The organism is Streptomyces stoeckheimensis (genome assembly GCF_045822005.1).
Taxonomy (GTDB): Bacteria; Actinomycetota; Actinomycetes; order Streptomycetales; family Streptomycetaceae; genus Streptomyces; species Streptomyces stoeckheimensis.
Genome location: NZ_CP169550.1, coordinates 8,578,267 through 8,605,162, shown reverse-complemented (window position 1 = coordinate 8,605,162; position 26,896 = coordinate 8,578,267). Strand labels below are relative to the sequence as shown.

The window sequence follows — 26,896 nt, the reverse complement described above, 5'->3', positions numbered from 1 at the left end:
TGCGGAAAAGCCTTTCCGTTCCCCGGCCTCGTCGATCTAGCATGCGGCTCATGCCATCGACTGTTCGACTCCTGATCCTCATCACCACCCTCCCGGGCCGCGGCCGGGAGCAGATCGAGGCCTACGAGCGCCTCGCGCCGGCCGTGCGGGCCGAGGAGGGTTGCATCCGCTACGACATGCACCAAGTGAGCGGCGATCCGGACCGGTTCGCCCTCGTCGAGGAGTGGTCCTCGCGGGAGGCCCTCGCCGCGCACGACGTCACCCCGCACATGATCGAGGCGGACGCGGCGAGCCCCGCGTTCCGCGCGGGCCCCGCAGAGGTGATCGAGCTCGACGCGGCGCCGCTGGCCTGAGGATCGCAGGCGCCGCCGTTGACCCGAGGCTCAGCCGAGGCGGGCGCCGCCCGGCCCCAGCAGCTCGATCTCGCGGGCCGCGCGCGGGGAGTGCACGCCCCGGTTGAGGGCTTCGGCATCCCGCAGTGCGGCGGCGGCCTCCCGCTCCCGGCCGCCCAGCCGGTACAGCCGGGCCCGTTCCACGTGGGTGAGCATGATCGCGCGTTCCTGCTGGGCGGGGCGGGAGGCCAGCGAGGTGTCCAGGGCGGCGTGGGCCGCGGGATGGTCCCCGAGCAGGCCGAGGACCACCGCGCGCTTGAACTCCAGGGCGGCCGGGCGGTAGGTGTGGAAGGGATCCGCCTCGCCCGCGGCGGCGCCCTGCGCCCGGTCGGCGGCGTCGAGCCAGGCGAGGGCCTCGCCGCGGTGCCCCAGGACCGCGTGCACCTGGGCCGCCTGGGCGGCGACGAAGGCCCGGACGGCGTCGGGGGCGCGCGGGGCGATCTCCAGCGCCCGGCGTACGTAGGAGAGCGCGACGGCCGGCTGGTTCTGGTCGAGGGCGTCCTGGCTGAGCATGCGCAGGGCGATGGCCTGGGTGGAGGGTTCCCCCGCCAGCTCCGCGAGGGCGGCGGCCCGGCCCAGGGTCCGCCGCGCCTCGGCGAAGGAGCACTGGTCGGCGTAGCTGCGGGCCAGGAGCAGCACCGTGCGCGCCGCATGGCCGATCTCCAGGGCGGACAGGGAGCCTTCGTCCCCGGTGGCGGTGAGGGCCGTGCGGAAGGTGCTCCGGAGGTACGCGAGGAGTACGGGCGCGGTGGCGTCCCCGCCGAGGGCGTCGACCTGGCCGGTGAAGAAGCTCTCGGCGGCCCGCCGCAGTTCGGTGTGGGACAGGGCGGGCACCTGGCCGGCCCCGGGCCCGGCGCCGGGCGGGGCCGCGACGCGGTCGCGCTGTTCCGGGACCCGGTGCGCCTCGCCGCCGCCGCGGGGCCTGCGGTGCGGGTGCAGACCGGGCACGGTGGCGAGGAGCTCCGCCGCCAGGGCGTGCGGTCCGGGGCCCGGATCGAGGCCGGGCGGGCCGGTCGCGGGACGGTGCATGCCGATGTCGGCCGGGCTCACGGGCCGGTTCAGCCGGGTGGCGAGGATCTCGCAGAGGAGGCCCGGGACGGGGTCGCGCGGGGTGCTGCCGCGCAGCCAGTGGGCGACCGAGGTGCGGTCGTAGCCGGTGGTGAGGCCGACCGCCTGCGCGCTCGTGTTGAGCCGCCGGGCCAGGGCTTCGTAGGTCCAGCCGGTTTCCCTGATCAGGCGGTGCAGGAGGTGGTTGGCAGCGGGCACGGCGGTGGTCCTTCCTTGCGATGCGGGTCGCTCGAGAAGGTTGCTTTGCCGTGGGAACAGCCAAACGGGGGCAAAGGTTGCGGGCCCCGGGCCACGGGGCCCGTGCGCGCGAGGCCTTCGACGGATTCCGGCGCCCCGGCCGGGCGGTGACCGTCCTGCGGACGCCCGGTTGACGGAGGCGGGGGTGGGCGGCAACCGTGACCCGCATGGGGAACGAACGCCGACTGCTCACGCTGCTGATCTGCCTGGTACTGGGCTCCGGGCTGACCGCCGCCGTGCTGGGGGCCGCGCGCACCGGCGGGCCCGGCGCGCCGCCGACCGGAGCCGGTCCCGTGCCCGGCGACTTCGTGGACTTCCGGGAGGTCCCGGCCGAACCCGCCGAGCCCCCGGCGGCCGGTCCGCAGGCCTCCGCGGGCCGGGTGTCGGTGGATTGCGGCCGCAACGCGGAGGGCCACTACAACGAGGACAACCTCGTCGTCTCCCCCGGACTGCGCTCCGGCGCCCACCACACGCACGGCTACGTCGGGAACCTGTCCACCGACGCCTTCTCCACCGATGCCTCCCTGGACGCGGCCGCCACCAGCTGTGCGGGCGGGGACCGTTCCACGTACTACTGGCCGGTGCTGCGCCGCACCGACCGGCCGGGCGAAAGGCCGCACGAGGAAACCGCGGGCCACGGGAACGCGGGTGCGATCCTGCCGGAGGCGGCGGTGTCGGTGGAGTTCCTCGGCAGTCCGGTGAGCAAGGTGGTGGCGATGCCCCGGTTCCTGCGCGCGATGACCGGCGACGCGGTGGCCCTCACCGCGGACTCCGACGAGGACGTGCGGGCCCGATGGGGCTGTTCGGGCTCCCCCGACCGGTCCACCACCCGCTACCCGCGCTGCCCGCAGGGCGAGCGCATCACCCGTACGCTCACCTTCCCGAGCTGCTGGAACGGCCTGGACACCACTGCCCCGGGACACCGCGCGCACCTGCGCTACCCCGCGGCGAACGGGGTCTGTCCGCAGGACACCTTCCCCGTACCGCGCTTGCGGATCTCCCTCGCCTACGAGGTGCCCGCGGGGACGCCCATCGCCCTCGACTCCTTCCCGGAGCAGCGGCACAGCCCCAAGACGGACCACGGGATGTTCGTGAACGTGATGTCCGGCCCGCGCATGGACGAGGTCGTGGACTGCCTCAACCAGGGCCGCACCTGCCGGACCTGAGCGGCGGCGCGCGCACCGGCGGCTCCCGGGTGACGCAGGTCACGTGAACCCGGTGCCCGTGGCCGGCGTGTTGTGACCGCACCACGTAAGCGAGGAAGACGGAGAGGGTGAGATGGCCGGACCACTGTGGCCCCGCACTCGGCGGGGCTCGACCGACGAAGCACTGATCAAGTCCGTGTACGAAGAGCACGGTCACGCCCTGCTCGCGTACGCGACCCGGCTGACCGGGGACCGGGCCGCGGCCGAGGACATCGTCCAGGAGACCCTGATCAGGGCCTGGCGCCACTCCGAGGTCCTGGTGAACGGGAAGGGTTCCGTACGCGGCTGGCTGCTCACGGTGGCCCGCAACATCGTCACCGACCGGTACCGGGCGAAGGCGGCCCGGCCGCCGGAGGTGTCCGGATCGCCGGCGCATCCGCCGGTGGAGGCGGACCACGCCGACGCGGTGGTGGACACGATGACCGTGCTGGGGGCCCTGGACCAGCTGTCGCCGGAACACCGGGACGTGCTGACGGAGTTGTACTACCGGCAGCAGAGCGTCGCCGAGGCGGCCGACACCCTCGGCATCCCGGCCGGCACGGTGAAATCGCGCTCGCACTACGCGCTCAAGGCGCTCAGAGAAGTCTTCAGGGAAAGCACGCGCACGGGCGGCCCGTCTCCGCGGCCCGGCGGACTGCAGGAGGTGGTGGCATGAACGGGCAGCGGCACGAGGAGGAACTGCTCGGCCCGTACGTTCTCGGCGTCCTGGACGACGCGGAGGTCCGCCGGGTCGAGGAACACGTGGACGGCTGCGTGCAGTGCCGTCAGGAGGTGACGGCTTTGCGCGAGATGGAGACGGCGCTGGGCGAGGTGCCCCCCGAGGCGTTCCTCGACGGTCCGCCGCAGGGCGGGGACCTGTTGCTCCAGCGCACCCTGCGCCAGATGCGCCAGGAGGTGGACGGGGCGCGCCGGCGCCGGACCGCGTTCACGGGACTGGCCGTGGCGGCCTCGCTGACCGCCGTCTTCTGGGCCGGTACGCAGCTGGGTGGCGAGAACGTCGAGGTCGAGGCCCGGCCGCTGCCGACGGTCTCGGCCCAGCCCTCCCCCCCGGCGGCGGGGACCAAGGTGGCCTCCGCGACGGATGCGGGCACGGGCGCGCGGATGACCGTACAGGTGACGCCGGCGGCCAAGTGGGTGCGAGTGCACGCCGCGGTGGCGGGCATCCCGGCGGGCGAGCGCTGCCGGATCGTCGTGGTCTCCCGGGACGGTACGCGCACCACCGCGGGCGGCTGGGTGGTGGGCACCGCGGAACACGGCGAGGGCAAGGGCGCGGCGCTGGACGGCTCGGCGGCGGTGGATCCGGCGGACGTCCGGGCGGTCTTGGTGGAGAACGAGTCGGGCACGGCGTTCGTCTCGGTGCCCATGCCCGCGTGACGGCGGGCCGGCGAACGTGACGGAGCCCGGGAGCATGTCCAGCTCCCGGGCTCCAGCTTGCCACCCATTTGCGCACACCGGCGGCGTTTAAGAGCCGCGGGTCATATTGAGATCGACGTGTTCTGCCTTTGAACTACAGCGGCACGAGAGAGCCGCCGAGGGGACTTGAACCCCCATCCGTCGATGTTCGCCCGCGCTCGGTCGATCCGGTGTTCGGCGGCGAATACTGAGACTGGAGCGAGAATCTGAGTTTGACGGGGCCGCCTCTACCGGACTTGGGCCACCCCCGCACGTGTGCGGGGGGAGGGATTCGAACCCCCACCTGACACCCCATGATCAGCTTCAACATCAGTTTCAGCTTGCGCTCATCGCGCACCCCCCGCTCGCGACGGGGGGCGAATGTGGGGCTACCCGAAGAGGTAGCCGAATACCGCGTCGCCGATCCGCTGGTCGGTGACCTCGGTGTTGTTCGCCTCTTCCCGGGCGAACTTGACGGACTGCTGGAGCTTCTCGACCCGGTCGAGGAGCTCGTTGACCCGACGGGCGGGCAGCGCTCCGGAGAACTTCACGGTGGTCCAGTAGCCGACCGCCACGTCCTCGTAGTACACCTCGACCTGCGCCGGGTGCTTCTCCGTGGCCTCGGCCTTCACGTGGTTGCGCGGGACCTTCTTCGTGCGGATGGTCCGCACCGCGTCCGTCTTCCACGCATCGGTCGAGGGGTCCAGGCTCCACGACTCGGAGGCGTCGAGCACCGGCAGCTTGCGCACGAAGGTGTGCAGGTCGGTGAGCTGCTTCTCCAGGAACAGCAGGTACGGGACGGGCACCTGGGGCAGCAGGACCCGGCCGTCGACCACCACGTCCGCGGCCGCGGACCGGTTCGCCCAGTCCTTCGTCGCGGTCACGTCGAAGAGCCGGGTGAGCGTCGAGGCGGTCGCCCGCAGGGCGTCCTCGGCCTTGATCTGGACCCGGGTGGACTCGGGCGGGAGCTGCTCGCCCTCCTCGTCCTTGGGCTGGTAGGTCCGGGAGATGCCGGCCAGCAGGGCGGGCTTCTGCACGTCCTGGTGAGCCTGGGTGAGCTCCTGGAGGGCCTTGGACTTGACGCCCTTTTCGACTGCGATGATCTGATTCAGCTTCGGCACACGATGAACCTAACAACCGTGCCCCGTAAGCACATCCGATTAAAAGGCCGCCCCGCCCGCGCTCGGTTCGAGGGGGCGGGGCAGCCGCGGATCAGGCCAGGCGGACCGGGAGGTCGAAGAGGTCGTTCTGGGTGAGGATCGGCTTGTTGCGGAGTTCGGTCGCGGGGACCGCCAGGGAGAGGTCCGGGAAGCGGGCGTAGAGCGCCGGGAGGGCGACCAGGGCCTCCAGGCGGGAGAGGGCCGCGCCGGGGCAGACGTGGGGGCCGTGGCCGAAGGAGATGTGCCGGTTCGGCGTGCGGGTGGCGTCGAACTCGCCCGCCGTCTCGCCGAACTGGGCCTCGTCGCGGCCGAGCGCGCCGAAGGAGACGATCAGGCCCTCGCCCTTGGGCAGGATCCGGTCGCCGACCTCCACGTCCTCGGTGGCGAAGCGGATCAGGACGTGCGAGGTGGGGCTGGACCAGCGCAGGGTCTCCTCGATCACGTTCTCCCAGGAGACCTCGCCCTTGAGCACGAGGCCGCGCTGGACCGGGTGGGTCTCCAGGGCGACGACCGCGTTGACGATCAGGCTGATGGTGGTCTCGTGGCCGGCGGCGACGATCAGCTGGAGGGTGTTGGTGATCTCCTCGGTGCTGAGGTGGTCGCCGTCCTCCGAGGCCTCGATGAGGGCGCTGGTGAGGTCGTCGCCCGGGTTCTCGCGCTTGGACTCGACGATGCGGGAGAACAGCGCGCCGAGGTCCGCCATCATCTGCGGCACCTCCTCGGGCAGCGTCTGCGTCGAGAAGAACTTCTCGAACAGGGCCTTCAGGCGCGGGTGTTCCTCGGCGTCCACGCCCATCAGGTCGCTGATGACGTTCATCGGCAGCGGGTACGCGAACTGCGCCTTGAGGTCCACCGTCTCGCCGGCCGGCAGCCCGGCCAGCTTGTCCAGCATCCCGGTGGTCAGCGCCTCGATGCCGGCGCGCAGCTTCTCGACCCGGCGTACGGTCAGGGCCTGCGCGACCAGGGTGCGCAGCCGGCGGTGGTCCTCGCCGTCCACGGTGAGCATCGAGCGGCCGGGGTTGGCGAGACCGATCAGCGGCCAGTCCATCGGGATCTCGCCGCGCTGCCAGGCGCCCCACACGTCGATGTCCTTGACGATCCGGGGATCGGTGAGCAGCTTGCGCGCCTCGGCGTGGTGCGTGACGGCGTAAACGGCCACGTTGCCGGGGAGGACCACCTGGACCAGGGGACCTGCGGCGCGCAGCGCGGCGCTCTCGGCGTCGAGGTCGGCCACGAAGGGGTCCAGGACGATGGCCGCGGGGCCGTTGTGGTCGATCGGGCACGTCATCGGGTGGCTCCAAGGGCGGGGGTCGGGGTGTAGGTCACGGGAAGGGCGGTGAGGCCGCGCAGCCAGGGCGAGGGGCGGCGGGCCAGGTCCCCGGCGGGCACGGCGAGGTCCACGTCGGGCAGCCGATCGAGGAGCACCTCGATGCCGGTGCGCGCGATGACCTCGGCGACCTCCTGGGCGGGGAAGGGGCAGCGGTGTTCGCCGTGCCCGAAGGAGAAGAAGGCGTTGTTGCCGCCGGTCAGCTCTCCGGCGTCGGTGCGCACGTGCGGGTCCGCGTTGGCGGCGCCGATGCCGAGCAGGACGAGGTCTCCGCTGCCGATGCGCCGTCCGCCGAGGTGGGTGTCGCGGGAAGTCCAGCGGCCGGCCACGTTCTGGGTGGGGGTGTCCTCCCACAGCACCTCGTTCATGGCCTCGCCGACGCTGTGCCGGCCGCCCGCGAGGGAGGCGGCGAAGCGGTCGTCGGTGAGCATGAGGCGCAGGGAGTTGCCGATCCAGTCGGCGGTGGGCTGGTGGCCCGCGGCCATCATGACCATGAGGTCCTGGGCGACTTCCTCCACGGTGAAGCCGGACCGGTTGGCGAGCATCCGGGAGACCACGTCGGTGCCGGGTTCGGCGAGCTTGGCGGAGAGCAGCGCGAACATCGACTCGGCGAGGTGGCGCTGGCCTTCCAGGGCCCCCTCCCGCCCGTTGATCATCTCGTTCATGGCGTGGACGAGGCCGGGGCCCTGTGCGTCGGAGAACCCGTAGAGGCGGGCGAGGACGCGCAGCGGGAGCAGCATGGCGTACTCGCCGACGATGTCGCAGGAGCCCTTGCCGCACAGGTCGTCGATGAGCTCGTCGGCGAACCGTTCGGCGTGCCCCTTGAGTTCGAAGGGGTCGACGGCTTCGAGGGCTTCGGAGATGACGGCGGCCCGCTCGCGGTGGCGTTCGCCGACGGTGTAGAGGATCGACGGCTGGCGCCGGCCGATCATCGGGAGCAGCGGCCAGTCGGCGGGGATGCGCTCCCACTGGTTCCACAGCTCGGAGTCCCGGGAGAAGAGCACGGGGTCGCTGGTGACCTGGTGCAGTTCGCGGTAGCCGAGGACCAGCCAGGCCGGTACGTCTCCGTCGAGGACGACCGGGGCGACGGCGCCGTGGTCGCGGCGCATCTCCCGGTACAGCTCGGCGGGGTCGGTCTGGAACCGGGGGCCGCCGAGGTAGACGGGCTGGTGCTCGGGGGCGGCGGGGCAGGTCACGGGGTGGGCTCCGGGGTCTGGGACAGGGGGCTCGGCTGGAGGCTCGGCCGGTTGCTCGACAGCGCGGCCGTCTGGAGGTGCTGGACGAGGGAGATCAGGACCTGCTTGCTGGACTCCCGGGAGCGGGCGTCGCAGAACACCAGCGGGATGGCGTCCGGCAGGTCCAGGGCGGCGCGGATCTGCTCCGGGGTGTGCTCGGGGCCGCCGAAGTCGTTGCAGGCCACGACGAAGGGCGTGCCGTGGTGTTCGAGCCGGTCGATGGCGTACCAGGAGTCCGCCAGCCGCCGGGTGTCGACGAGGACCACGGCGCCGAGGGTGCCCGAGAACAGCCGGTCCCACAGGAACCAGAACCGCTCCTGGCCGGGGGCGCCGAACAGGTAGAGCACGTTGCGGGCGTCGAGGGTGATGCGCCCGAAGTCGAAGGCCACCGTGGTGGCGCTCTTCCCGGCGATCCCGTGGGTGTCGTCCACGGCCTCGCCGGCCTTGGTCATGGTCTCTTCGGTGTTCAGCGGGCGGATCTCGCTGACCGATCGGACCATCGTGGTCTTGCCGACGCCGAAACCGCCCACGATGACGATCTTCAGTCCGTTGTCGGCCGTGCTGCGCAGTGCCTGGCGGGGCCGGAGCGGTTCGAGCTGTTCGGCCCCCATGGGCACGGCGCTCGCCGGCGACGCGGCTTCGGGGATCGTCGCGTCAGAGATTGCGGAGTCCAACGAGCACCTGCTCCAGGATGTCGGGGTCGGTAAAGCTGTACGCCGAGTTCGCCGTACGCGGGTGCCGGGCGCGGATCCGTCCGGTGGCGAGCAGGTCGGCCAGCAGGATCCGGACGATCGACACCGGCAGTCCGAGCTCGGCCGCGATCTCCACGACGGCCGTCGGGAACTGGCACATCCGCAGGATCGCCGCGTGCTCGGACTGCATGCCGGGCGCCGGATCGCTTTCGGCGACGACCAGGGTGACCAGGTCGAAGACGTCCGAGCCGGAGCGGCTGCGGCCACCGGTGAGGGTGTAGAGCCGGTCCGGCGAATCGTCCCGGCCCGGCCGGGGCCGGCTCATCCCCGGGGCCTGGCGATGAGGTGTTCGCCGAGCTGCTCGACCAGTTCGGACATGTTGTGGCCGACGAGTCCGGCGTCGGCGTCCTCGTTGGCCACGAGCGCGAGGTGCGCCCCCTCGCCGGCCTCGACGATGAAGAGGATCCCGCCGTAGAACTCGGCCATGGCCGAGCGGACTCCGCCGGTGCCGTCCCCGAACTCGATCGACGCCCCGTGGGACAGGCTCTGGATCCCGGCGGCGATCGCGGCGAGCTGGTCGGCCTGGTCGACGGAGAGCTCGGGCGTGCGGCACAGCTTGAGGCCGTCGCGGGAGAGCACGAGGGCGTGGCGGGCGCCCGGTGTGCGTTCCAGGAGGCCTTCCAGGAGCCAGTTGAGCGTCTCGTCGGTGGTGAAGCCGGTCATGAGTGCGTGTTGCCTTCCGGGTCTGGGGTGTGCGCGGGCTGCTGCTCTTCGCCGGGGGCTCCGGCCGCCGCTGCGCCCGGTGCCGCCGTGCCGCGGACGGCCTGACGGAAGCTGCCGAACCGCGCGGCCGACCGCGACGCCCCGCCGGGCACGGATGCCGTGCCCGTGACCGGGGTCGCGGCCGTACGGGGATCGGCGCCCGCGCCGTCGGTGCCCTCGGGGTGGGCGGCTGCCAGGGTCCGGCCGCGGCGGCGCTGGGGCAGGCCGCTGTCGCCGAAGTGCGGGTGCTCGCCGGTGGATTCGGAGGCGGCGCCGAGGTCGGCGTCGGTGTCCGCTGCGCCGGGGAGCGCGGTCCCGCCGTCCGTCGTCGCCGTACGGTCCTGCGCGCGGACGGTGTCGTCCCGGCCGGCGGCGGTGTCGTGCACGGCCTCGGGCTCGGGCTCGGGCCCGGCGGGAGCTCCGGTCGCGGCGGGAGCCTTCCGCGCGACCCGGGCGGACGGCAGTGCCGGCACGGCGAGCGGCGCGGCGGGGGCTTCGGCGGGCGTCCGGCTGATGAGCTCCTGCGGGAGCATCATCAGCGCGCCCGTACCGCCGCGGGCGGAGGGCCGGAAGGAGACGGTCAGTCCGTGCTTGCGGGCGAGCCGGCCGACGACGGCGAGGCCGAGCCGGGTCCCGGAGAGTCCGGCCAGGTCCAGGGAGGCGGCGGTCACGGCCTGTTCGGCGCGGCGCAGCTGGACCTCGCTCATGACGAGGCCGCTGTCCTCGACGGTGATGACGATCCCGGACGGCACCTCCTCCACGTAGACGTGGACTTCGGCGGTCGGCGGGGAGAAGTTGGCGGCGTTGTCGAGGAGTTCGGCGAGTGCGTGCATGACGCCCTCGGCCGCGTGCCCGGCGACGGCGGCGTCACTGGTGGAGTGGAGCCTGACCCGCTGGTAGCCGCCGATGCGGCCCATCGCGCCGCGCAGGATCGACTCCATGACGATCGGCTTCGCCCAGCGGCGGCCCGAACGGGCCCCGGTGAGGACGGCGATGGAGTCGGCCAGGCGCCCGGCCTGAGCGGTGCGGTGGTCGAGGTGGAGCAGGTCGCCGAGGACGTCCTCGTCGGCGTGCCGGTGCTCCATGTCGCGCAGATCCGCGAGCATCCCCGTGGCCAGGGCCTGCATCCGCCCGGCGGCGTTGGCGGCCGCGGCCATGGCGGCTGCCCGGCCCGACTCGGCGCGACGCAGCTCTCCGCCGAGCCGCTCGCGGGAGGCGCTCTGGGCGGCGGCCAGTCCGTCGAGTTCGGCGGCGTGCACACCCGTGAGGTGTTCCAGCGCGGCGGCGTGGTCGCCCGTCAGCCGCTCCAGTACGGCGGCGTGTTCGGCGGTGAGGCGGGACCGCTCGGCCGTGTGCGCGGCCGCGTCACGGGTCGCGTCGGCGATCAGCCGGGCGATGTGCCCGTCACGGGCGACCAGTTCGGCGCTCAGGCCGGAGATCCGGGCGCGCTGGACCCGGGAGGTGCGCGCGCACCAGGTGACGGCGAAGGCCGATACCGCGAGCAACAGGACGCCCGCGCCGGCGAACCAGCCGAGGGCGGTGGCGATGGACGACGGGGCCGCGGCCACCGCCGCCGTGGTGAGCGCGCCACCGGCGACTGCGGTGATCAGCAGGGCCAGCGCGGAGGGGCGAAGGGGGGAGGGCGACGCCGTCATCAATCAAAGCCTCATACCGGGCGTAAATGGAGGAGAAGGTTCCTGGCAACGAGGCATCACTATAGGAGAGTTGTTGATCGCTTTGGGCAGCCTCTGACAAGTTTTCCGCTCAACCGCGACCGGTAAGGATCCTTCTGTCGCGCTTTGGACGGAAGGGAAATCGCAAGCTCGCGCCATCCGATCCGCCCGCGTCCCAGTGGCCGGACAGCGATCGGAGGGCGGCCGGGTTGCGACCGGGTCGCTGCGTACACGGACCGATCATCACATTGCAGCCCATGACATCCTGTGACGTCACAACTCGCCGGACGGGATCGGCGGACGTCCGGGGAATATGGGGAAGGTCCATGAGGCTCTGCTTCCTGGTGGAGGAGCACTACCGCCACGACGGCATGCCGAACGAGGTGGTCCGGCAACTGAAGGCCTGGGGCCACCGGGTGGAAGTGCTGCGGCCCGGCGGATCGCTCCTGCGGATGAGCGAGGCGGTGGACGCCGGCGCCCACGACGCCTGGGTCCTGAAGACAGTGTCCGGCGGGCCGGGGCTGACCCTGCTCGAAGCCGCCGCCGCGGCCGGGGCGACCACCGTCAACGACGCCCGCGCGATCCGGGGCGTACGGGACAAGGCGCTGGCCGCCGCCATCGGGCGCGGCCGGGGACTGCCGCTGCCGCCGACCTACGCCGCGGCCCGGCCGGAGCTGCTGGCGCAGATCCCGGCGTCGGAGTACCCGTTGGTCGTCAAGCCCGCCGACGGCAGCTCGGGGCGGGCCGTGCACCTGGTCTCCTCGCCGGAGCGGCTGGCCGCGATGCTCCCCGAACTGGCCGGTGAGGGCATGCTCGTCGCCCAGCCCTACGTCCCGAACTCGGGCACCGACCTCAAGGTGTACGCGGTCGGCGGGGAACTCTTCGCCACCGAGCGCCGCTCTCCCCTGCATCCGGACACCTCCGTCCCGGAGCGCCTCGTCCCGCTGTCCGCGGAGATCGCGGAGATCGGCGCGCGGGTCGGGGAGGTGTACGGGCTCGACCTGTACGGGGTGGACGTGCTGCTGGGGCCCGACGGGCCGGTGGTCGTGGACGTGAACGACTTCCCGAGCTTCCGTCAGGTACCCGATGCCGCGGCCCGGGTGGCCCGCGCGGTACTGGACCTCGCGCGCGGCTCCGGTTCGCGCCCCTGCCCGGAGGTCGGGTCCGCCCTCCCCCGCCGGTCCGGGCAGGAGATGTCGATCCCCCTCCAGGCCACAGCGGTTACGGCAGCCACCGCAGCCTCTGCCGCGGCTTCCGTCGTAGCGGCTGCCGCCCCGGCCGCCCCCACGGGAGAACCCGTATGAGGATCGGCCTGATCACGGACAAGCCCGGGCATCCGCTGCTCTCGGCGGCGGCCGGTCTCCTGCGGGCCGGAGGACACGGGGTGGAGCTGCTGGATCCCGGCTCACCGGACGCTGCCGCGGGAGCTCCGGCCGACGTGTACCTCCTCAAGGCCCACACCCCGCCCGGACTGGAACTGGCCCGGAGCCTGGAGCGGCTCGGGGCGCCGGTGGTGAACTCCGCCGCGGCGACCACCCTCTGCCAGGACCGCACCCTGATGGCGGAGCTGGCGGTCCGGGCCGGGCTGCCGTTCGCGGGAACCCGTACCGTCGGCGCGCTCGCGCAGTGGGCGGCCGGTGTCTCGCTGGGCTCCCCCGTCGTCGTCAAGAGCCGCCACAGCCGTCGCGAGGACCTCGTGGCCCGCGTCGACGACACCGCGCGCCTCGCGGAGCTGGCGGAGGACTGGCCCGACGAACCGGTGGTGGTGCAGGACTTCGCCCCGAACAGCGGCTGGGACCACAAGCTCTGGGCGATCGGAGACCGCGTCTTCGCGGCCCTGCGCCGTTCGGAACTCTCTCCGGAAGGCCTCGGCCCGACCCTGCCGCTGCCCCGGCTCCCACGGGGATGGGCCGATCTGACCCGCCGCGTCGGCGAGCTCTACTCCCTGGACGTCTACGGCGTGGACATCATCGCCACGGCCGACGGCTCCCCCCTGATCGTCGACGTCAACGCCTTCCCCGGCGTCCGCGACCAGCCGGGCGCCCCCGAGGCCCTGGCAGCCCTGGCCCTGAGCCGGGCCAAGGGCTAGGCCGGGGTTGCCGTGCAGCGCCTCGGTGCCCGGTGTACGGCTCCGGGGTGATCTCGTTCGTCATGGGCGCGTCACGGAACCGCCACAGCGGCGTGCGGCGGGAACCTGCTCGGGTCAGGGAGTCGTGATCCTGCACGCGAGTGCCGGTGCGGGACCGGTCGTGAACCTCGGGGAGCACCCAATGCAGTACACAGCAGGCACCGGCCGGACCGCGGCGGCTCTGGCGACGGTTCTGGCGGCCGCGGCCCTGATGACGGGCTGTACGCCGACCGGCGACGGCGGCGGGGCCGCCGCACCCTCGGCTCCGACCACGGCCTCGCGGCCGGCCGAGCCCACGGCCACCGGCGGCGACAAGGGCGGAACGACCAACGGCGGCGCCAGCGGAGGCTCCACGGGCGGCGCGTCGCCCTCGAGCTCCCCCTCGGGCGGCACGTCCTCGGGCGGCTCCTCCTCCGGCGGTACCGGCGGCGCGACGAAGAAGCCCTGCACGGTCGACGACATCAAGGTCTCCGAGGGGCACCAGGCCGACGTCCGCCCGTCGGGCACGGGAACCGGGGCCGCCGTGGTCTCCGTCACCAACACCTCCAAGGCCGCCTGCAAGGTGTACGGGTACCCGACGGTCGCGGCGGCGGGCAACGGTTCGCCGGAGAAGAACAAGCCGCTGGCCACCACCCACACCGGCCCCGACGCGGCCGACGTGGTGCTGGCTCCGGGCGCCCGCGCCTGGACGAAGCTCACCTTCGTCCAGGTCCAGGGCGAGGCGGACGGCTACTGCGCGTCCGGCGCGACCCCGGGCTCCTACCCGACGGTGGTCATCGGCGTACTCGGCGCCGGGAAGCACCAGATCGCCATGGACGACGGCGTGTTCGCCTTCTGCGACGACAAGGTGACCGTCACCGCCTGGTCCTCCGCCAAGCCCTCCTGAGGCATCAGAGGGGCTGCAGGCGGGTGCGCAGGAGGCAGAACTCGTTGCCTTCCGGGTCGGCCAGGGTGTGCCAGCTCTCGGCGCCCGTCTGGCCGACGTCGGCCGGGCGGGCGCCGAGGGCGAGCAGCCGCTCCAGTTCGGCGTCCTGGTCGCGGTCGACGGGGTTGACGTCGATGTGCAGGCGGAGTTTCCCCCGCCGCGGGTCGCTGCTCGGGCTGAGGACGAGGGTGGGCTGCGGGCCTCCGAAACCGGGAGTGGCCGGCCCGATCTCGATGCTCCCGTCGTCCTCCCGGGAGAGCTCCACGTAGCCGAGGGCCTCGCTCCAGAACGCGGCGAGGCGCTCGGGGTCGGCGCGGTCGATGACCAGCTCACTGATGCGGCTTACCATGCCCGCCAGTGTAGGGAGACGGCCCGCGCGCCGGACCGGAAGCAGGACCGGGGGCCGGTCCGGCTACTTGATGACCTCGACCTTCTTCTCGCCCGCGGCCGCGTACGCCGACGCGCTCGCGCCGAGGGCGGTGACGGTGAGGGCGAGCAGGACGGATACGGCGACGGCCGTGGCGCGCTTGCGGTTCGTCTTGCGGGTCATGGGGTCCCCCTGATGGTGTGTGGTGGTCGTCCCGGCAGCTTCGCATCCGGGCCGGGGGCCGACAAGTGGGCCCGGGTCGGACGGGTCAGGCGAGTGGAGGCGGTCGGCGTGCGCGCGATGGTGTTCGAGCGATACGGAGAGCCCGGCGAGGTGCGGGACGTGCCCGATCCGGTGCCGTCCGGCGGTGGGGTGGTCGTACGGGTCGAGGCGACGGGGCTGTGCCGCAGCGACTGGCACGGGTGGATGGGGCACGACCCGGACATCAGGCTCCCGCACGTGCCCGGCCACGAACTGGCCGGTGTGGTCGAGGCGGTGGGCTCGGGAGTCGCCAACTGGCGCACCGGGGACCGGGTGACGGTGCCGTTCGTCTGCGCGTGCGGAAGCTGCGCGGAGTGCGCCGCGGGGCAGCACCAGGTGTGCTCCCGGCAGACGCAGCCCGGGTTCACGCACTGGGGATCCTTCGCCGAGTACGTGGCCCTGGAGCATGCCGACGTCAACTTGGTGGCGGTGCCCGAGGAGCTCTCGTACGACACCGCGGCCGGGCTGGGCTGCCGGTTCGCGACGGCTTTCCGGGCCGTCGTCGCGCAGGGGCGGGTGGCGCCCGGCGAGTGGGTCGCCGTACACGGCTGTGGCGGGGTGGGGCTGTCGGCCGTGATGATCGCGGTGGCGGCGGGAGCCCGGGTGGTCGCCGTGGACACCGCGCCGGCCGCCCTGGAACTGGCGCGGGCCTTCGGGGCCGCGCACTGCGTGGATCCGGGTCGGGCCGACGCGGCCGAGGCCGTACGGGAGCTGACGCGCGGCGGTGCGCACCTGTCCCTCGACGCACTGGGTTCCCCCATCACGGCCGCGGCGTCGGTCGGCGGGCTGCGCCGGCGCGGACGGCACGTGCAGGTCGGGCTGCTTCCCGCGGCGCGGGGGGCCGCGGCGCTGCCGATGGAGAGGGTCATCGGCTGGGAGCTGGAGATCCTCGGCAGCCACGGCATGGCGGCGCACGCGTACCCGCCGATGATGGAACTGGTCCGCTCGGGAGCCCTACGGCCCGACCTGCTGGTCTCCTCCACGATCCCGCTGGACGGGGCACCGGCCGCGCTGGCGGCGATGGGTACCGCGCCGGGACCCGGAATCACGATCATCCGGCCGGGGGCCGACGGACGGAACTGAGCCGGGCGACCGGGCCGCCGACCCGTGGAGCTGCCGGCCCGCCGGGCTGCCGGTCACGAGGGGCTTGTGGTGCGGGGAGGGCATGACTACATTCCTTGATTACACGTGTAAGCACGAGATGTGGCCACACTGAACCCGCCACACCCCCTGCGCTTCTTTCACACCCGCAGTCCCCTCCTCCCCCGCACCCCCTCGTCTCCCCTCTTTCTCCACCCGCCGCGAGAGGCAGCACAGCCATGTCCACGATCCCCGTCGACCCACCCCTCGAAGCCGTCGCACCCGCGTCCGCGACGGACCGGGGCAGCCGCCGCACCGGCACCCTCGGCCTCGGAATCGCCCTGCTCGGATCCGCCGCCGTGCTCGGGTTCGTCGTACGGAGGGACGTCACCCGGCCGCCCTTCCAGTCCCTCGACGACCGCTGGCTGACCTGGATGGGCGGACCGCACGAGGGGTTCCCCTCCGTGATCGCCACGCTGCTGAACTGGTTCGGGGGCCCGGCGGGCGCCGTCGTCCCCCTCGGCCTGCTGGTCTTCCTGCTCGTCCGGCGGCGCTGGGTGTCGGCGGGATTCTTCTTCGCCGTCTACATGGCCGGGAACATGCTCGTCATCCAAGGCCTCAAGCACCTGGTGGACCGGCCGCGCCCGGAGAACCCGCTGGTCCGGGTCGACCACGGCTCCTTCCCCTCCGGTCACGCGGCCAGCGCGGCGCTCCTGGTCGTCATCGTCGGCGCGATCCTCGTCCCGGCCGCCCGGCGCCGCGCGTGGTGGATCGGCGGCGCGGTGTTCACGCTGGCGATGATGTGGAGCCGCACCTGGCTGCACGCGCACTGGCTCAGCGACACCGCCGCCGGGGCCGCCGCAGGTGCGGGGGCCGGGCTGGTCGCCTGGTGGCTCTGCGCCCCGGCACTGGCCCGGGATGCCGGACGGGGCACCGGGCGTGCGCGCACCCGGCGGCGGTCGACGGAAGCGGATTCCCCCGCCCGCTGAGGGCAAGAGCCGCGTGTTACACGTGCGTCCCACCCGGCCCGGCGGTCGTCCGGCCGCGGCGCAGCCGCAGCGCGGTCAGGACGGCCGCCAGGGCCGCCGCCCCGAGCACGCCTCCGAGCGTGAGGATCCAGACGGGGACCCCGCCGGCCGTGAGCAGCTCGTCGGTGTACTCGACCCGGCGGTACGGGGCGTCCCCGGCGGCGGCGCGCAGTTCGTGGTCGCCGTCGATCCGGGACGGGACCGGGAAGCTCTGGTCGATCGCCGTCAGGAACACCGGCTCCGCGCCCGCGAATTCGGCGACCGCTCCCGTCGGGGTGATCCGGCCGGCGAAGGTCACCTCGGGCGCGTTGCCGCCGATCGCGGAGACGGGTTCCATGCGGTGCTCCGCCAGGACGTACAGGCCCAGCGACTGGGCGGTGGCGGCCAGCCGCGACAGCCGCATCGGGTAGACGAGCCGGTCGCTCTCGAAGCGGATCAGGAGCGGGTCCAGGGTGCCGCGCAGGGTGGCTCCCGGCTCCCGGGGGGCCAGGCGTACGGCGACGTACTCCCAGCGCTGCTCCACGTACGGCTCCAGCTCGGCGGAGAGGCGGTCGGGCAGCACGAACCCGTTGGCCTCGAGCCAGTCGCCCAGCGCCGCGGGGTCGGTCGCGGTCAGGCGGGCCACGTCGAAGTCGCCGAGCCGTTCCCGGCCGATGACGCCGACCTGCGCCTCCGCGCTGCCGGGCGGGGCCGCTCCGGCCGCGTCTCCCCGGCCGGAGTCGAAGGGCCAGTCCCCGTGGCGGGGCCAGAAGTAGCCGCGGGTGCGGTGCTCGGGCCCGGTGAGGTCCACCAGCTGGGAGAACAGCCCGCCGTCGCCGAGGCGCACCGTGGCACGTCCCGGGACCGGCATGACCCAGGCGGCCCGCTTGGCATCGCCGCCGACGGTGAACCGCATGGCCACCTGCTCGGTCCTGCCGTCCCAGCGGACCACCGAGGCCTCCCGGGAGACGCCGATCCGCGAGGTGCCGTCGGGGACCATGGCCCCGCAGCCACAGGCGTAGGCCGGGCTGACGAGGGACCCCAGCTGGGTCGCGAGCACCGCCACCAGCAGGAGCCCGACCCTGCGCCGGATCCACACGGCCGTCCCCGCCGCCGCGGCCCGCACCCTTGCGGCCGCCACCCTTGCGGTCCGCCTCCCGACGGTCCTCGCGCCTGCCGTCCCCACCGTCTCCCCCACGCCCCACACCCCTCGCTCAGCCGGCCGCGGGCCCGTTCGCACCCGGGCTCCTTCCCCTGCGGGCCCGTCCGGCCCGGGGCTCAGACGTCCGGCGCCCTGATCCGGTTCCGGTCACCCGTGCGTCACCTGCCGGCCACCTGCTCCTGCCACGCTGCGAGCGTCCCAGAGTTGTATATACAACTTTCCGAATCTGGCAGGAGCCACCGATGTCCGTACCGGCGATCACCCGCCCGCCCGCGCCCTGGCTGCGCGACAACTGCCCCTGCGCCGAGTGCCGCGACCCGCGCACCGGCCAGAAGCTGTTCCAGATCACCGAGCTGCCCGCCGGGCTGGCCGTCGGCCCGGTGCGCGAAGCGGCGGCCGCCGACGGCGGGCCGGGCTGGGAGGTGGAGTGGCAGCCGGACGGCCACCGCTCCCTGTACCCGGCCCGGTGGCTCGACGCCCACGGCCCGGGCGGACCGGCGTACCGCGCGGCCGGGGACGGACGGACCGAGGCGGACAAGGAGCTGTGGACGGCGGCGGACCTGGACGGGCGGATCCCGCAGGCCGGCTGGGACGCGTACATCGGCTCCCGCGAGGTCCGCGAGCAGGTCCTCGACAGCGTGGTCCGGCTGGGCTTCGTCCTCCTGCGGGAGGTTCCGTGCCGGGACCGGATGGTGCTGGACGTGGCCCGCACCTTCGGTTTCGTCCGCGAGACCAACTACGGGGAGCTCTTCGACGTCCGCGTGGAGGCCGACCCCAACAACCTGGCGTTCACCGGCGCGTTGATCACCCCGCACACCGACAACCCCTACCGGGATCCCGTACCCACCCTCCAGCTGCTGCACTGCCTGCGCAACGAGGCCCGGGGCGGCGACTCCGGGCTGGTCGACGGCTTCCGCGCCGCCGCGCTGCTGCGCGAGCGGGAACCGGCGGCCTTCGAGGTGCTGACCCGCGTACCGGCGGAGTTCGCCTTCGCCGACGCGCACTGCGAACTGCGGGCCCACCGGCCGATGATCGACGTGGACCCGCTCGGGCAGATCCGCGAGGTCCGTTTCAACAACCGCTCCCTCTCCACGTTGCACCAGCCCGCCGCCGTACTGGAGGAGTTCTACGCCGCCTACCGCCTCTTCGGCGAGCTGCTGGAACAGCCCGGGCTCCGGCTCGACTTCCGGCTCGCGCCCGGGGACTGCGTGGTCTTCGACAACACCCGCCTGCTGCACGCCCGTACCGCCTTCGCCGAATCGGGGGGACGCCACCTCCAGGGGACCTACGCCGATCTCGACGGGCTGCTCTCCACCCTCGCCGTCCTGCGCCGCGAAGGAGCCTCCGCATGAACGCCCACGAGACCACCGACACCACCGAGAGCACCCACACCGCCGGCACCTCCGGCGCCATCGATGCGCTCGCCCGCCTCTTCGAGGGCGAGGGCAGCGCCGAGTACTTCGGCGAGGCCGTCACCCAGGCCGAGCACATGCTCCAGGCCGGGGCCCTCGCCGAGGCCGCCGGGGCCCCCGCGCATCTGGTGGCGGCCGCCCTGCTGCACGACATCGGGCACTTCCACGGAACCGTGACCGGCCGCGACCTGATGGAGGGCGGGCAGGACAACCGGCACAGCCACACCGGCGCCGACCGGCTGGCCCGGTGGTTCGGGCCGGAGGTGACGGAGCCGGTCCGGCTGCACGTGGCCGCCAAGCGGTACTTGTGCACGGCCGAGCCTGGCTACTTCGACCTGCTCTCCGAGGCCTCCGTCCACACCCTGCGCGTCCAGGGCGGCCCGATGACCGCCGAGCAGGCGCGGGCGTTCGAGGCGCTCCCGGGCGCGGCCGACGCCGTGGCCGTGCGGCGCTGGGACGAGCAGGCCAAGGACCCCGAGGGGGCCACCCCCGGCTTCGACCACTTCCGGCCGCTGCTGGAGGCCCTGCTGATCAAGAACGTCTGATCAGGACGCCTGATCAGAACGCCTGATCAGGGGTGAGCAGCCGGCCCAGCGCGCCGGCGGCGGTGGTGTGCACGGTGAAAGCCACCGTCCCCGGCAGGTAGCGGTCCTGCGACCACTCCACCGGGATCCCCGCCGGGTCGGTGGAGCGGCGCCGTTCGCGCAGCAGGGCCTCGCCCTGCGGACAGCCCAGCAGCCGTGCGTCGTCGGCGTCGGCGGGCGCGATGTCGATGGTGTGGTGGGCGTCGGCGAAGAGGACTCCGTGCCGGGCGAGTTCCTCGGAGTACGAGACCGTGTCCGGCGGCATGGCCGCCACCAGGGCTCCGACCGGCTCCGGGTACGTCGTGCGCTCCACCATCACGGGGGTCCCGGACAGGGTGCGCAGCCGCAGTACCCGGTACACGGGGGCGCCCGCGTCGATCCGTAGCTGCTCCGCCTCCTCGGCACCCGCCTCGCCCGGGTCCACGGTGACGGTCCGCCCTCCGGGGTCCTCGCCGAGCGAGCGGGCCCACCGGGTGAAACTGCGGAGCTCCGCGACTCCCCCGGCCTCCCCCGCGCCGCCGAGGACGACCCGTCGCGTGCCGCGCCGCGAGGTGATCAGCCCGTCGGTGCGCAGAGCGGCGAGGGCCTGGCGCACGGTGCCCCTGGAGACTCCGTAGCGGCGGGCGAGCTCGTCCTCGGCGGGCAGTCGCGCACCGGATCCGTACTCGCCCGCGGTGATGGCGGCCCGCAGGTCGCCGGCGACCTTCAGGTAGAGCGGGGTCCTGGGTTCCGGGTCGCGCGGTGCCTCGTTCACGGGGTCAGCCTGCCATGGGCCGGGTGGGGCGAAAGGCCCGGGAGGTCGGGACGTTTCACCCGGTATTGAGATGATGCCGGTCGTCTAAATTCGAAGCGTGACCGGAAGGACCGGTGGCCGTGGCACGGCCCGCGCGGCGGGAGCCGCGCACCAACGCGTAGAGGAACCACCCATGTTCGGCATGACCATCGACACCACCCCCGACACGACCGCCGGCGGTCCGGCGCTGCGCCTCGACCCCGCGGGCGGTCCCTTCCGCGAGCTCGCCGCCGTCCGGATCCAGGTGCCGGCCGGCGGGACGATCCCGGCCCACGCGCACGGGGCGTCCGAACTGCTGCTCACGGGCGTCGCCGGAACGGTGGAGGCCTCCTGCGGGTGCGGTGCCAAGACGGTGACCGCGGGCACCTTCGCGATGCTGCCGGCCGGCAAGGAGATCACCCTGGTCAACCAGGGCACGGAGCCGGCGACGGTCCTGGCGGTGTTCTCGCAGAGCGAGTTCACCGAGGGGCTGCCGCGGGCCGCGGCGAAGGGCTGCGGCTGCCAGGGGCACGGCGGCTGACCCCCCGGTCCCCTTCGGGAGGGCCGCTCTGGACGGGCCACCGGCCTGATCCCATACTTCTCCCGTGAGAACGACGGATAAGCAGCCCCGCACCAGCCCACTGGTGCCCGACGCGGTGGCCCGGGAGATCGCCCGGCACGACTGGAACTCCATCGAATGCGGCTGCGGCCGCCCGGCGGGACATCTCGTGGACACCTTGTGGGACGCGGCCGAGGGACACCCGGCCGCGTTCCGTGCCCTGGAGGGCCATGCCTTCCACAACGGCGTGCTGCGGCCGCCCGCCCCGGCGGTGTGCGGGGTCCTGATGGCCGTCTGGTCCGCCGGTCCGCCCCGGCAGTCGACGCGCGAGGGCCTGCTGTGGGCCCTGCTGCGCCTCCTCGGCACCGAGGACGACGGTTCCTCGCACGAAGCGGGCCTGTACGGCCAGTGCGCCGCGCACATCCGCGCCTGCGCGCCGGGGCTGCGCGAGACGGCGACCCGGCGCCCGGGCTCCGAATCGGCCGCCTACGCGGAGGGCATCCTGAGCCTGCTCGACCTGGCGGTCTAGGCCGTCTCTGCCGCCTCCGGAGCGGGCCGGGCCCGCGCCCCTGCGGGACGACCCGACGATCCGAGGGGTCCCGGAGCCGGCCCCGTCAGACCCCCAGCGGCGCGACCAGGCAGGCCCGCAGGGTGGCCGGGGTGACCTCCGAGAGGGAGGGCGCGAAGGTGCGTACCGGCGACGCGGGGACCTCCAGCAGGGACGGGACCACCAGCACGGCGCAGCCGGCCGCCTCGGCCGAGGCGGCGCCGTCCGGGGAGTCCTCGACCGCCACGCACTGCCGGGGTTCCGCGCCGAGGCGCGCGGCGGCGGCCCGGTAGGGGTCCGGGTGGGGCTTCGTCAGGGACGTGTCGTCGGCGGAGAGCGTGAAGGCGAAGGGGACGTGGGCCAGCGAGCCGCCCACCACGGAGTCCACGACCACCCGCGGCGAGGCGCTGACCAGGGCGAACGGCAGGCCTTCCGCCTCCAGGGCGGCCAGCAGCCGCTGCGCGCCCGGGCGCATGGGCGCGCCCTCCTCGACCCGGCCGAAGAAGCTGTCGGTCAGGGCCCGCGCCACCTCCTGCGCGTCTCCCGCGCGGGCGACCCGTACGAGGTGGGCGGCGGTGTCCTCCACCGCCCGGCCGACGACCTCGGGCGCGTCGGCTTCGGTCAGTGCGTAGCCCAGGTCCGCGGCTATCTCCACGGTGGTCTGCCACCACAGGACCTCGGTGTCGACGAGGGTGCCGTCCATGTCGAAGAGGACGGCGGCGAGTCCGGTCATAGGGCATCCCCTGAGGTTGAGGCCGAGGCCGAGGCGGTCACCGCGGCGGTCGCGGCGGCGACGACGAGGACGGGGCGTTCGGCCAGTCCCACGGCGGCCCGCGCACCCGGCCGGAGGGCTCCGGCGTCGCGCGAGGGCAGGTCGGCCTTGATCCGGGTGCCGTCGGGCAGATCCAGGTGGAGCCGGGTCACCGACCCGAAGAACGAGGCCGACACGACGGTGGCCGTGGCTTCGGCGCCCCCTGCGGACGCCGTCACCGTGATGTTCTCGGGGCGTACGAGGACCTCGACGTCCGGGGTCGAAGGCACCGGGCCGTCCACCGGCAGCCGGGAGCCGGCCACTTCCACCGTCCCGGAGCCGGACATCCGTCCGGGGAGCCGGTTCATGGTGCCGACGAACTCGGCGACGAACGGGGTCGCGGGCCGCTCGTACAGCTCGGCCGGGGCGGCGCACTGCTCCAGGCGGCCCGCGTTGAGCACGGCGACCCGGTCGGCCATGGACAGCGCCTCCTCCTGGTCGTGCGTGACGAACACGGTGGTGATGCCCAGGGAGAGCTGGAGCCGGCGGATCTCCTCGCGCAGTCCGGCCCGCACCTTCGCGTCGAGCGCGGAGAGCGGCTCGTCCAGCAGCAGGACGCGGGGGCGCAGGGCGAGGGCGCGGGCGAGCGCGACGCGCTGCTGCTGTCCGCCGGACATCTGGTGCGGGTACCGGTCGCCGTGGTCGGGCAGGCCGACCAGGTCGAGGAGTTCGGCGGCGCGCTCGCGGCGTGCGGCCGCGCCGACCTTGCGGACGCGCAGGCCGAAGGCCACGTTGTCGCGGGCACTGAGGTTGGGGAAGAGGCTGTACGACTGGAACACCATTCCGGCGTCGCGGCGGTTGGCCGGGATGCGGGTGATGTCCTGCCCGTCGAGGAGGACTTCGCCGGAGTCGGGCTGTTCGAAGCCGGCGACGACGCGCAGCGCGGTGGTCTTTCCGCAGCCCGACGGGCCGAGCAGGGCGACGAGTTCGCCGGGCTCGATGGTGAGGTCGAGTCCGTCGAGGGCGACGGTGGGGCCGAACGCCCGGCGCAGGCCACGGAATTCGACGCGCGCTCCGCCGGGGGCCGCTTCGCTTTCCGCGGACTTCCTGGCCTCGGGAAGGGTGAGGGACATGCGGGTCAGGACTCCTTGCCGGAGGTGCGGGAGGTACGGAAGTGACGCGAGGTCCCGGGAGACACGGTAGCGGGGGCGGTGCCGGCCCGGGAGAGGAGGAGCAGCAGCAACCACGTGATGAGGAGGCTGAGGACGGAGACGGCGACCGACATGCGGGCGTGCGCACCGGAGATCGACACGATCCACACCGCGAAGGGCTGGAAGCCGAGCAGCGAGGCGATGGTGAACTCGCCGAGGACCAGGGCCAATGTGAGGAAGCCGGCTCCGGCGAGGGCGGCCCGCAGGTTCGGCAGGATCACGCGCAGGACCACGTACGGCCAGCTCGCGCCACAGCTGCGGGCGGCCTCGACCAGGGTCGGGACGTCCACGGCACGCAGGCCCGCGTCGAGGGAGCGGTAGACGAAGGGCAGCGCGAGCACGGTGTACGCGAGGACCAGGACGAGGGGGAAGTCCGGGTTCTGGACGGCGAGGAAGGTCTGGTAAAGCGGGGTCCTGGAGAGGTGTTCGGGACCCCAGCGCAGCACCGTGGAGATGCCGGTGACCAGGGCGATCGGCGGCACCACCAGCGGCATCATGCACATCACCTCCACGACCGGGCGCAGCCGCGGCGAGCCGATGCGTACGGCGACCAGCGCGGGCACGGCGAGGAGCAGCGAGGCGGCGATGGTCGCGGCGGCGAGGCCCAACGAGAGCAGTAGGCTCCGGGTGAACCCTTCGGCGCCGAGCAGCTGGGTGTACGCCTCGAAGCTGACGCCCTGGCCGGGGACGTGCACGGTGAACACGAAGGAGGCGAGGAGCGGGAGGAGGAAGTACGCGCCTGCGAGCGCGAGGACCGCTCCGCGCCACACCCGGGGCCGGGGCCGCGAGCGGAACCGGCGCGGCGCCCGGTCCCGGGGATCCGCAGCGGCCGAGGCCGGGGCGTGCGCGGCCGCCGGGGTGCTCGAAGCAGCCGGGGCGGCCTCGTCGTTCGGGGCGGGCGTCGGGGTCATCGCAGCCATCGGGCGCTCCGTCGCTGGAGGGGCAGGTAGACCGCCATGACCAGGCCGGCGATCACGATCATGTCGAGGCCGAGGGCCAGAGCCACGTTCTCCTGGCCGGTCAGCACGTTCCCGGACAGGGCGTCCGCGATCTTGAGCGTGACCAGCGGGACGGAGCCGCCGACGAGGGCGGCGGCCGTGGCGTGCGCGGCGAAGGCCGTGCCGAAGAGCAGCACGAACCCGCCGAGCAGGGAGGGCGCGAGGACGGGCAGGCCGACGTGGCGCCAGAACTGCCATCCGCTCGCCCCGTTGTTCTGGGCGGCCTCGCGCCACTGCGGGCGCAGTCCGTCCAGCGCGGGGACGGTCACCAGCACCATGAGCGGGGTCAGGAAGTAGAGGTAGACCACGGTGAGGCCGGTGAAGGAGTAGAGGTTCCAGCCGAGGCCGGTCAGGTCGGCGAGCTGGGTGACGACCCCGGAGATCCCGACGGTGGCGATGAACGCGAAGGCGAGCGGGACCCCGCCGAAGTTGGCGAGGACGCCCGAGGCGGTCAGCGTCGCTCCGCGCAGGGCCCGGGAGGGGGAGGTGACGACGGCCTGCGCGATGAGGACGCCGAGCACCCCGGCCACGAGTGCGGTGAGGCCGGAGAGCTGGACGCTGCCGATGAGGGAGCCGAGGTAGGGCCCCTGGAGGGAGCGGGCCAGGTGCTCGCCGGTCGCTTCGGTGGCGCCGCTCACGGGGTCCGTACGGGTGACCGCGCCGAAGGCGATGGCGCCCAGCGGGACGCCGAAGCACAGTCCGGTGAAGACGAGGAGCGGGAGGGCGGCGAGCCAGGTGCGCGGGCCGCGCCGCCGGCGGCGGGTGGTGCTGCCGCCGGCGGTCCCCGTCGCGTGGGGGAGGGTGGTGGAGGCGGACATCAGCTGAGGGCCTTGTCCCACTTCTCGGCGAGGGTGGCCTTGGCCTTGTCCAGCTCGGGAGAGGCCGGGAAGGCCGGAGTGCCCTGGACCTGCGGGAGCTTGGTGACGGCTTCCTTGTCGACGGTGCCGGCCTGGATCATGGCGGGCAGCAGTACGGGGCGGGCGAAGCCCTTCAGCCACAGGTTCTGGCCCTCGGTGCTGTACAGGAACTCCATCCACAGGCGGGAGGCAGCCGGGTGGGGGGCGTCCTTGTTGATGGCCTGCGAGTAGTACTGGGCGTAGACGCCGTCGGTGGGGATGGCCACCTTCCAGTCGACGCCCTTGCCCTTGAACTGCTCGGCGTAGCCGGCGTTCAGGTAGTCCCAGTCGATCGAGATGGGGGTCTCGCCCTTCTCGACGGTGGCCGGGGTGGACTCGACGGGGATGAAGTTCCCGCTCTTCTTCAGCCGGCCGAAGAAGTCGATGCCGGGCTGGATGTCCGCGAAGGAGCCCTTGTTGGCGAGGGCCGCCGCGTAGACGCCGCCGAAGGCGGAGCCGGACTTGGTCGGGTTGCCGTTGAGGGCGACCTTGCCCTTGTACTCGGGCTTGGCCAGGTCGGCGAAGGACTGCGGGCAGTTCGGGATGCGGGCGGCGTCGCAGCCGATGGAGACGTAGCCGCCGTAGTCGTTGTACCAGCGGGCTTCCGCGTCCTTCTGGGAGGCGGGGATCTGGTCCCAGGCGGTGACCTTGTACGGGGCGAAGAGGTTCTCGGCGGCGCCGCTGCGGGCGAAGGCGATGCCGAGGTCCAGGACGTCGGGGGCGCGGGTCTGGCCCTTGCGGGACTTGACGGCGGCGATCTCGTCGGCGCTGGAGGCGTCCGGGTTCTCGGCGTTGATCTTGATCTTGGGGTACTTGGCCGCGAAGGCCTTCTGGATCTCGCCGTAGTTCGCCCAGTCGGCGGGCAGCGCGATGACGTTGAGCTCGCCCTCCTTCTCGGCGGCCGCGACGAGGCCCTCCAGGCCGCCGAAGTCGGCGACCGAGGTGGCGGTGCCGGGCTGGGTCTTGTTCTTGCCGTCACCACCGGCGGAGCCGGCGGACTGGTCGGGTGCGGCACCGCACGCGCTGAGCGTGGTGAGCACGGCGGCACTGAGCAGGACGGCCGCACCGCGACGGGCGGAGGAACTGAGCACGG

30 protein-coding genes and 1 pseudogene are annotated in these 26,896 nt (G+C 73.4%); 13 read left to right on the top strand and 18 right to left on the bottom strand.

Going from position 1 to position 26,896, the window contains the following annotated elements:
- Positions 1-50 precede the first annotated feature (50 nt).
- Complete coding sequence (locus ACE1OC_RS39000; protein ID WP_382975472.1) at positions 51-353, top strand: putative quinol monooxygenase; 303 nt, start codon at positions 51-53, stop codon at positions 351-353.
- 30 nt (positions 354-383) lie between these two features.
- Here the strand turns inward: ACE1OC_RS39000 and ACE1OC_RS38995 are convergent, their stop codons facing one another.
- Positions 384-1,658, bottom strand: coding sequence for a tetratricopeptide repeat protein (locus ACE1OC_RS38995; protein WP_407841020.1), 1,275 nt, complete (start codon positions 1,656-1,658; stop codon positions 384-386).
- Between the two features lie 206 nt (positions 1,659-1,864).
- On the opposite strand from ACE1OC_RS38995, the gene ACE1OC_RS38990 reads away from it, so the two are divergent.
- From ACE1OC_RS38990 to ACE1OC_RS38980, 3 genes are all read left to right on the top strand, one after another.
- Complete coding sequence (locus ACE1OC_RS38990) at positions 1,865-2,863, top strand: DUF1996 domain-containing protein (RefSeq protein WP_407841019.1); 999 nt, start codon at positions 1,865-1,867, stop codon at positions 2,861-2,863.
- Between the two features lie 112 nt (positions 2,864-2,975).
- Positions 2,976-3,557, top strand: coding sequence for a sigma-70 family RNA polymerase sigma factor (locus tag ACE1OC_RS38985; protein ID WP_250743242.1), 582 nt, complete (start codon positions 2,976-2,978; stop codon positions 3,555-3,557).
- Complete coding sequence (locus ACE1OC_RS38980; protein ID WP_407841018.1) at positions 3,554-4,276, top strand: zf-HC2 domain-containing protein; 723 nt, start codon at positions 3,554-3,556, stop codon at positions 4,274-4,276. Before ACE1OC_RS38985 ends, ACE1OC_RS38980 begins: the two co-directional genes overlap by 4 nt.
- A 295-nt stretch (positions 4,277-4,571) precedes the next feature.
- Here the strand turns inward: ACE1OC_RS38980 and ACE1OC_RS38975 are convergent.
- The 8 genes and pseudogenes from ACE1OC_RS38975 to ACE1OC_RS38940 form a co-directional block, all read right to left on the bottom strand.
- Positions 4,572-4,659: pseudogene (locus ACE1OC_RS38975) on the bottom strand.
- Positions 4,660-4,683: 24 nt separating this feature from the next.
- Positions 4,684-5,415, bottom strand: coding sequence for a hypothetical protein (locus tag ACE1OC_RS38970; RefSeq protein WP_250743246.1), 732 nt, complete (start codon positions 5,413-5,415; stop codon positions 4,684-4,686).
- Positions 5,416-5,506: 91 nt separating this feature from the next.
- Positions 5,507-6,742: a cytochrome P450 family protein gene (locus ACE1OC_RS38965; protein ID WP_407841017.1), complete on the bottom strand. Its 1,236-nt coding sequence runs from the start codon at positions 6,740-6,742 to the stop codon at positions 5,507-5,509.
- The gene (locus tag ACE1OC_RS38960; RefSeq protein ID WP_407841016.1) at positions 6,739-7,977 is read right to left on the bottom strand and encodes a cytochrome P450; all 1,239 of its coding nucleotides are present in this window, start codon (positions 7,975-7,977) and stop codon (positions 6,739-6,741) included. Before ACE1OC_RS38960 ends, ACE1OC_RS38965 begins: the two co-directional genes overlap by 4 nt.
- Entirely contained in the window at positions 7,974-8,690 is a 717-nt protein-coding gene (locus ACE1OC_RS38955) for a GTP-binding protein (RefSeq protein ID WP_407841015.1), read from the bottom strand. Before ACE1OC_RS38955 ends, ACE1OC_RS38960 begins: the two co-directional genes overlap by 4 nt.
- Complete coding sequence (locus ACE1OC_RS38950) at positions 8,671-9,033, bottom strand: DUF742 domain-containing protein (RefSeq protein ID WP_274546642.1); 363 nt, start codon at positions 9,031-9,033, stop codon at positions 8,671-8,673. Before ACE1OC_RS38950 ends, ACE1OC_RS38955 begins: the two co-directional genes overlap by 20 nt.
- Complete coding sequence (locus ACE1OC_RS38945) at positions 9,030-9,431, bottom strand: roadblock/LC7 domain-containing protein (RefSeq protein WP_112451677.1); 402 nt, start codon at positions 9,429-9,431, stop codon at positions 9,030-9,032. The genes ACE1OC_RS38950 and ACE1OC_RS38945 overlap by 4 nt, the downstream gene beginning before the upstream one ends.
- Positions 9,428-11,125, bottom strand: a complete 1,698-nt coding sequence (locus ACE1OC_RS38940; protein WP_407841014.1) for a sensor histidine kinase — start codon at positions 11,123-11,125, stop codon at positions 9,428-9,430. Before ACE1OC_RS38940 ends, ACE1OC_RS38945 begins: the two co-directional genes overlap by 4 nt.
- 344 nt (positions 11,126-11,469) lie before the next feature.
- Here ACE1OC_RS38940 and ACE1OC_RS38935 point away from each other — a divergent pair, with 344 nt between their 5' ends.
- The 3 genes from ACE1OC_RS38935 to ACE1OC_RS38925 all read left to right on the top strand — a co-directional run bounded on the left by ACE1OC_RS38935 (position 11,470) and on the right by ACE1OC_RS38925 (position 14,157).
- Entirely contained in the window at positions 11,470-12,447 is a 978-nt protein-coding gene (locus ACE1OC_RS38935) for an ATP-grasp domain-containing protein (RefSeq protein ID WP_407841013.1), read from the top strand.
- Entirely contained in the window at positions 12,444-13,232 is a 789-nt protein-coding gene (locus ACE1OC_RS38930; RefSeq protein WP_407841012.1) for an ATP-grasp domain-containing protein, read from the top strand. Before ACE1OC_RS38935 ends, ACE1OC_RS38930 begins: the two co-directional genes overlap by 4 nt.
- Before the next feature lie 181 nt (positions 13,233-13,413).
- On the top strand, positions 13,414-14,157 hold the full coding sequence (locus ACE1OC_RS38925) for a DUF4232 domain-containing protein (protein WP_407841011.1): 744 nt from the start codon (positions 13,414-13,416) through the stop codon (positions 14,155-14,157).
- A 4-nt stretch (positions 14,158-14,161) separates the two neighbouring features.
- On the opposite strand, the gene ACE1OC_RS38920 is transcribed toward ACE1OC_RS38925, so the two are convergent.
- Both ACE1OC_RS38920 and ACE1OC_RS38915 read right to left on the bottom strand, forming a co-directional pair.
- Entirely contained in the window at positions 14,162-14,545 is a 384-nt protein-coding gene (locus ACE1OC_RS38920) for a VOC family protein (protein WP_407841010.1), read from the bottom strand.
- Between the two features lie 63 nt (positions 14,546-14,608).
- Positions 14,609-14,746, bottom strand: a complete 138-nt coding sequence (locus tag ACE1OC_RS38915; protein ID WP_407841009.1) for a hypothetical protein — start codon at positions 14,744-14,746, stop codon at positions 14,609-14,611.
- A gap of 108 nt (positions 14,747-14,854) precedes the next feature.
- On the opposite strand from ACE1OC_RS38915, the gene ACE1OC_RS38910 reads away from it, so the two are divergent.
- Both ACE1OC_RS38910 and ACE1OC_RS38905 read left to right on the top strand, forming a co-directional pair.
- Positions 14,855-15,907, top strand: a complete 1,053-nt coding sequence (locus ACE1OC_RS38910) for a zinc-dependent alcohol dehydrogenase family protein (protein ID WP_407841008.1) — start codon at positions 14,855-14,857, stop codon at positions 15,905-15,907.
- Between the two features lie 236 nt (positions 15,908-16,143).
- The gene (locus tag ACE1OC_RS38905) at positions 16,144-16,893 is read left to right on the top strand and encodes a phosphatase PAP2 family protein (RefSeq protein WP_407841007.1); all 750 of its coding nucleotides are present in this window, start codon (positions 16,144-16,146) and stop codon (positions 16,891-16,893) included.
- Between the two features lie 16 nt (positions 16,894-16,909).
- Here ACE1OC_RS38905 and ACE1OC_RS38900 read toward each other — a convergent pair whose 3' ends face one another.
- Positions 16,910-17,983: a DUF2330 domain-containing protein gene (locus ACE1OC_RS38900; RefSeq protein ID WP_407841819.1), complete on the bottom strand. Its 1,074-nt coding sequence runs from the start codon at positions 17,981-17,983 to the stop codon at positions 16,910-16,912.
- 332 nt (positions 17,984-18,315) lie between these two features.
- Here ACE1OC_RS38900 and tmpA point away from each other — a divergent pair, with 332 nt between their 5' ends.
- Together tmpA and ACE1OC_RS38890 are read left to right on the top strand one after the other, a co-directional pair.
- Positions 18,316-19,425: a TauD/TfdA family dioxygenase gene (gene tmpA / locus ACE1OC_RS38895; RefSeq protein ID WP_407841006.1), complete on the top strand. Its 1,110-nt coding sequence runs from the start codon at positions 18,316-18,318 to the stop codon at positions 19,423-19,425.
- Complete coding sequence (locus tag ACE1OC_RS38890; RefSeq protein ID WP_407841005.1) at positions 19,422-20,030, top strand: phosphonate degradation HD-domain oxygenase; 609 nt, start codon at positions 19,422-19,424, stop codon at positions 20,028-20,030. Before tmpA ends, ACE1OC_RS38890 begins: the two co-directional genes overlap by 4 nt.
- A gap of 13 nt (positions 20,031-20,043) precedes the next feature.
- Here the strand turns inward: ACE1OC_RS38890 and ACE1OC_RS38885 are convergent, their stop codons facing one another.
- The gene (locus ACE1OC_RS38885; RefSeq protein WP_407841004.1) at positions 20,044-20,823 is read right to left on the bottom strand and encodes a GntR family transcriptional regulator; all 780 of its coding nucleotides are present in this window, start codon (positions 20,821-20,823) and stop codon (positions 20,044-20,046) included.
- 172 nt (positions 20,824-20,995) lie between these two features.
- Between ACE1OC_RS38885 and ACE1OC_RS38880 the strand changes: the two genes are divergently transcribed.
- On the top strand, positions 20,996-21,382 hold the full coding sequence (locus ACE1OC_RS38880; protein WP_407841003.1) for a cupin domain-containing protein: 387 nt from the start codon (positions 20,996-20,998) through the stop codon (positions 21,380-21,382).
- A 64-nt stretch (positions 21,383-21,446) separates the two neighbouring features.
- Positions 21,447-21,929, top strand: coding sequence for a hypothetical protein (locus tag ACE1OC_RS38875; protein WP_407841002.1), 483 nt, complete (start codon positions 21,447-21,449; stop codon positions 21,927-21,929).
- An 85-nt stretch (positions 21,930-22,014) separates the two neighbouring features.
- Here the strand turns inward: ACE1OC_RS38875 and ACE1OC_RS38870 are convergent, their stop codons facing one another.
- The 5 genes from ACE1OC_RS38870 to ACE1OC_RS38850 are packed head-to-tail and all read right to left on the bottom strand — an operon-like array spanning position 22,015 to position 26,894.
- Positions 22,015-22,680, bottom strand: coding sequence for an HAD family hydrolase (locus tag ACE1OC_RS38870; protein ID WP_407841001.1), 666 nt, complete (start codon positions 22,678-22,680; stop codon positions 22,015-22,017).
- Positions 22,677-23,831 (bottom strand): ABC transporter ATP-binding protein, encoded by a 1,155-nt coding sequence (locus ACE1OC_RS38865; protein ID WP_407841000.1) that lies wholly within the window; start codon positions 23,829-23,831, stop codon positions 22,677-22,679. Before ACE1OC_RS38865 ends, ACE1OC_RS38870 begins: the two co-directional genes overlap by 4 nt.
- 5 nt (positions 23,832-23,836) lie before the next feature.
- On the bottom strand, positions 23,837-24,829 hold the full coding sequence (locus tag ACE1OC_RS38860; protein WP_407840999.1) for an ABC transporter permease: 993 nt from the start codon (positions 24,827-24,829) through the stop codon (positions 23,837-23,839).
- Positions 24,817-25,725 (bottom strand): ABC transporter permease, encoded by a 909-nt coding sequence (locus tag ACE1OC_RS38855; protein ID WP_407840998.1) that lies wholly within the window; start codon positions 25,723-25,725, stop codon positions 24,817-24,819. The genes ACE1OC_RS38860 and ACE1OC_RS38855 overlap by 13 nt, the downstream gene beginning before the upstream one ends.
- Complete coding sequence (locus ACE1OC_RS38850; protein ID WP_407840997.1) at positions 25,725-26,894, bottom strand: ABC transporter substrate-binding protein; 1,170 nt, start codon at positions 26,892-26,894, stop codon at positions 25,725-25,727. The genes ACE1OC_RS38855 and ACE1OC_RS38850 overlap by 1 nt, the downstream gene beginning before the upstream one ends.
- Between the last annotated feature and the right edge of the window lie 2 nt (positions 26,895-26,896).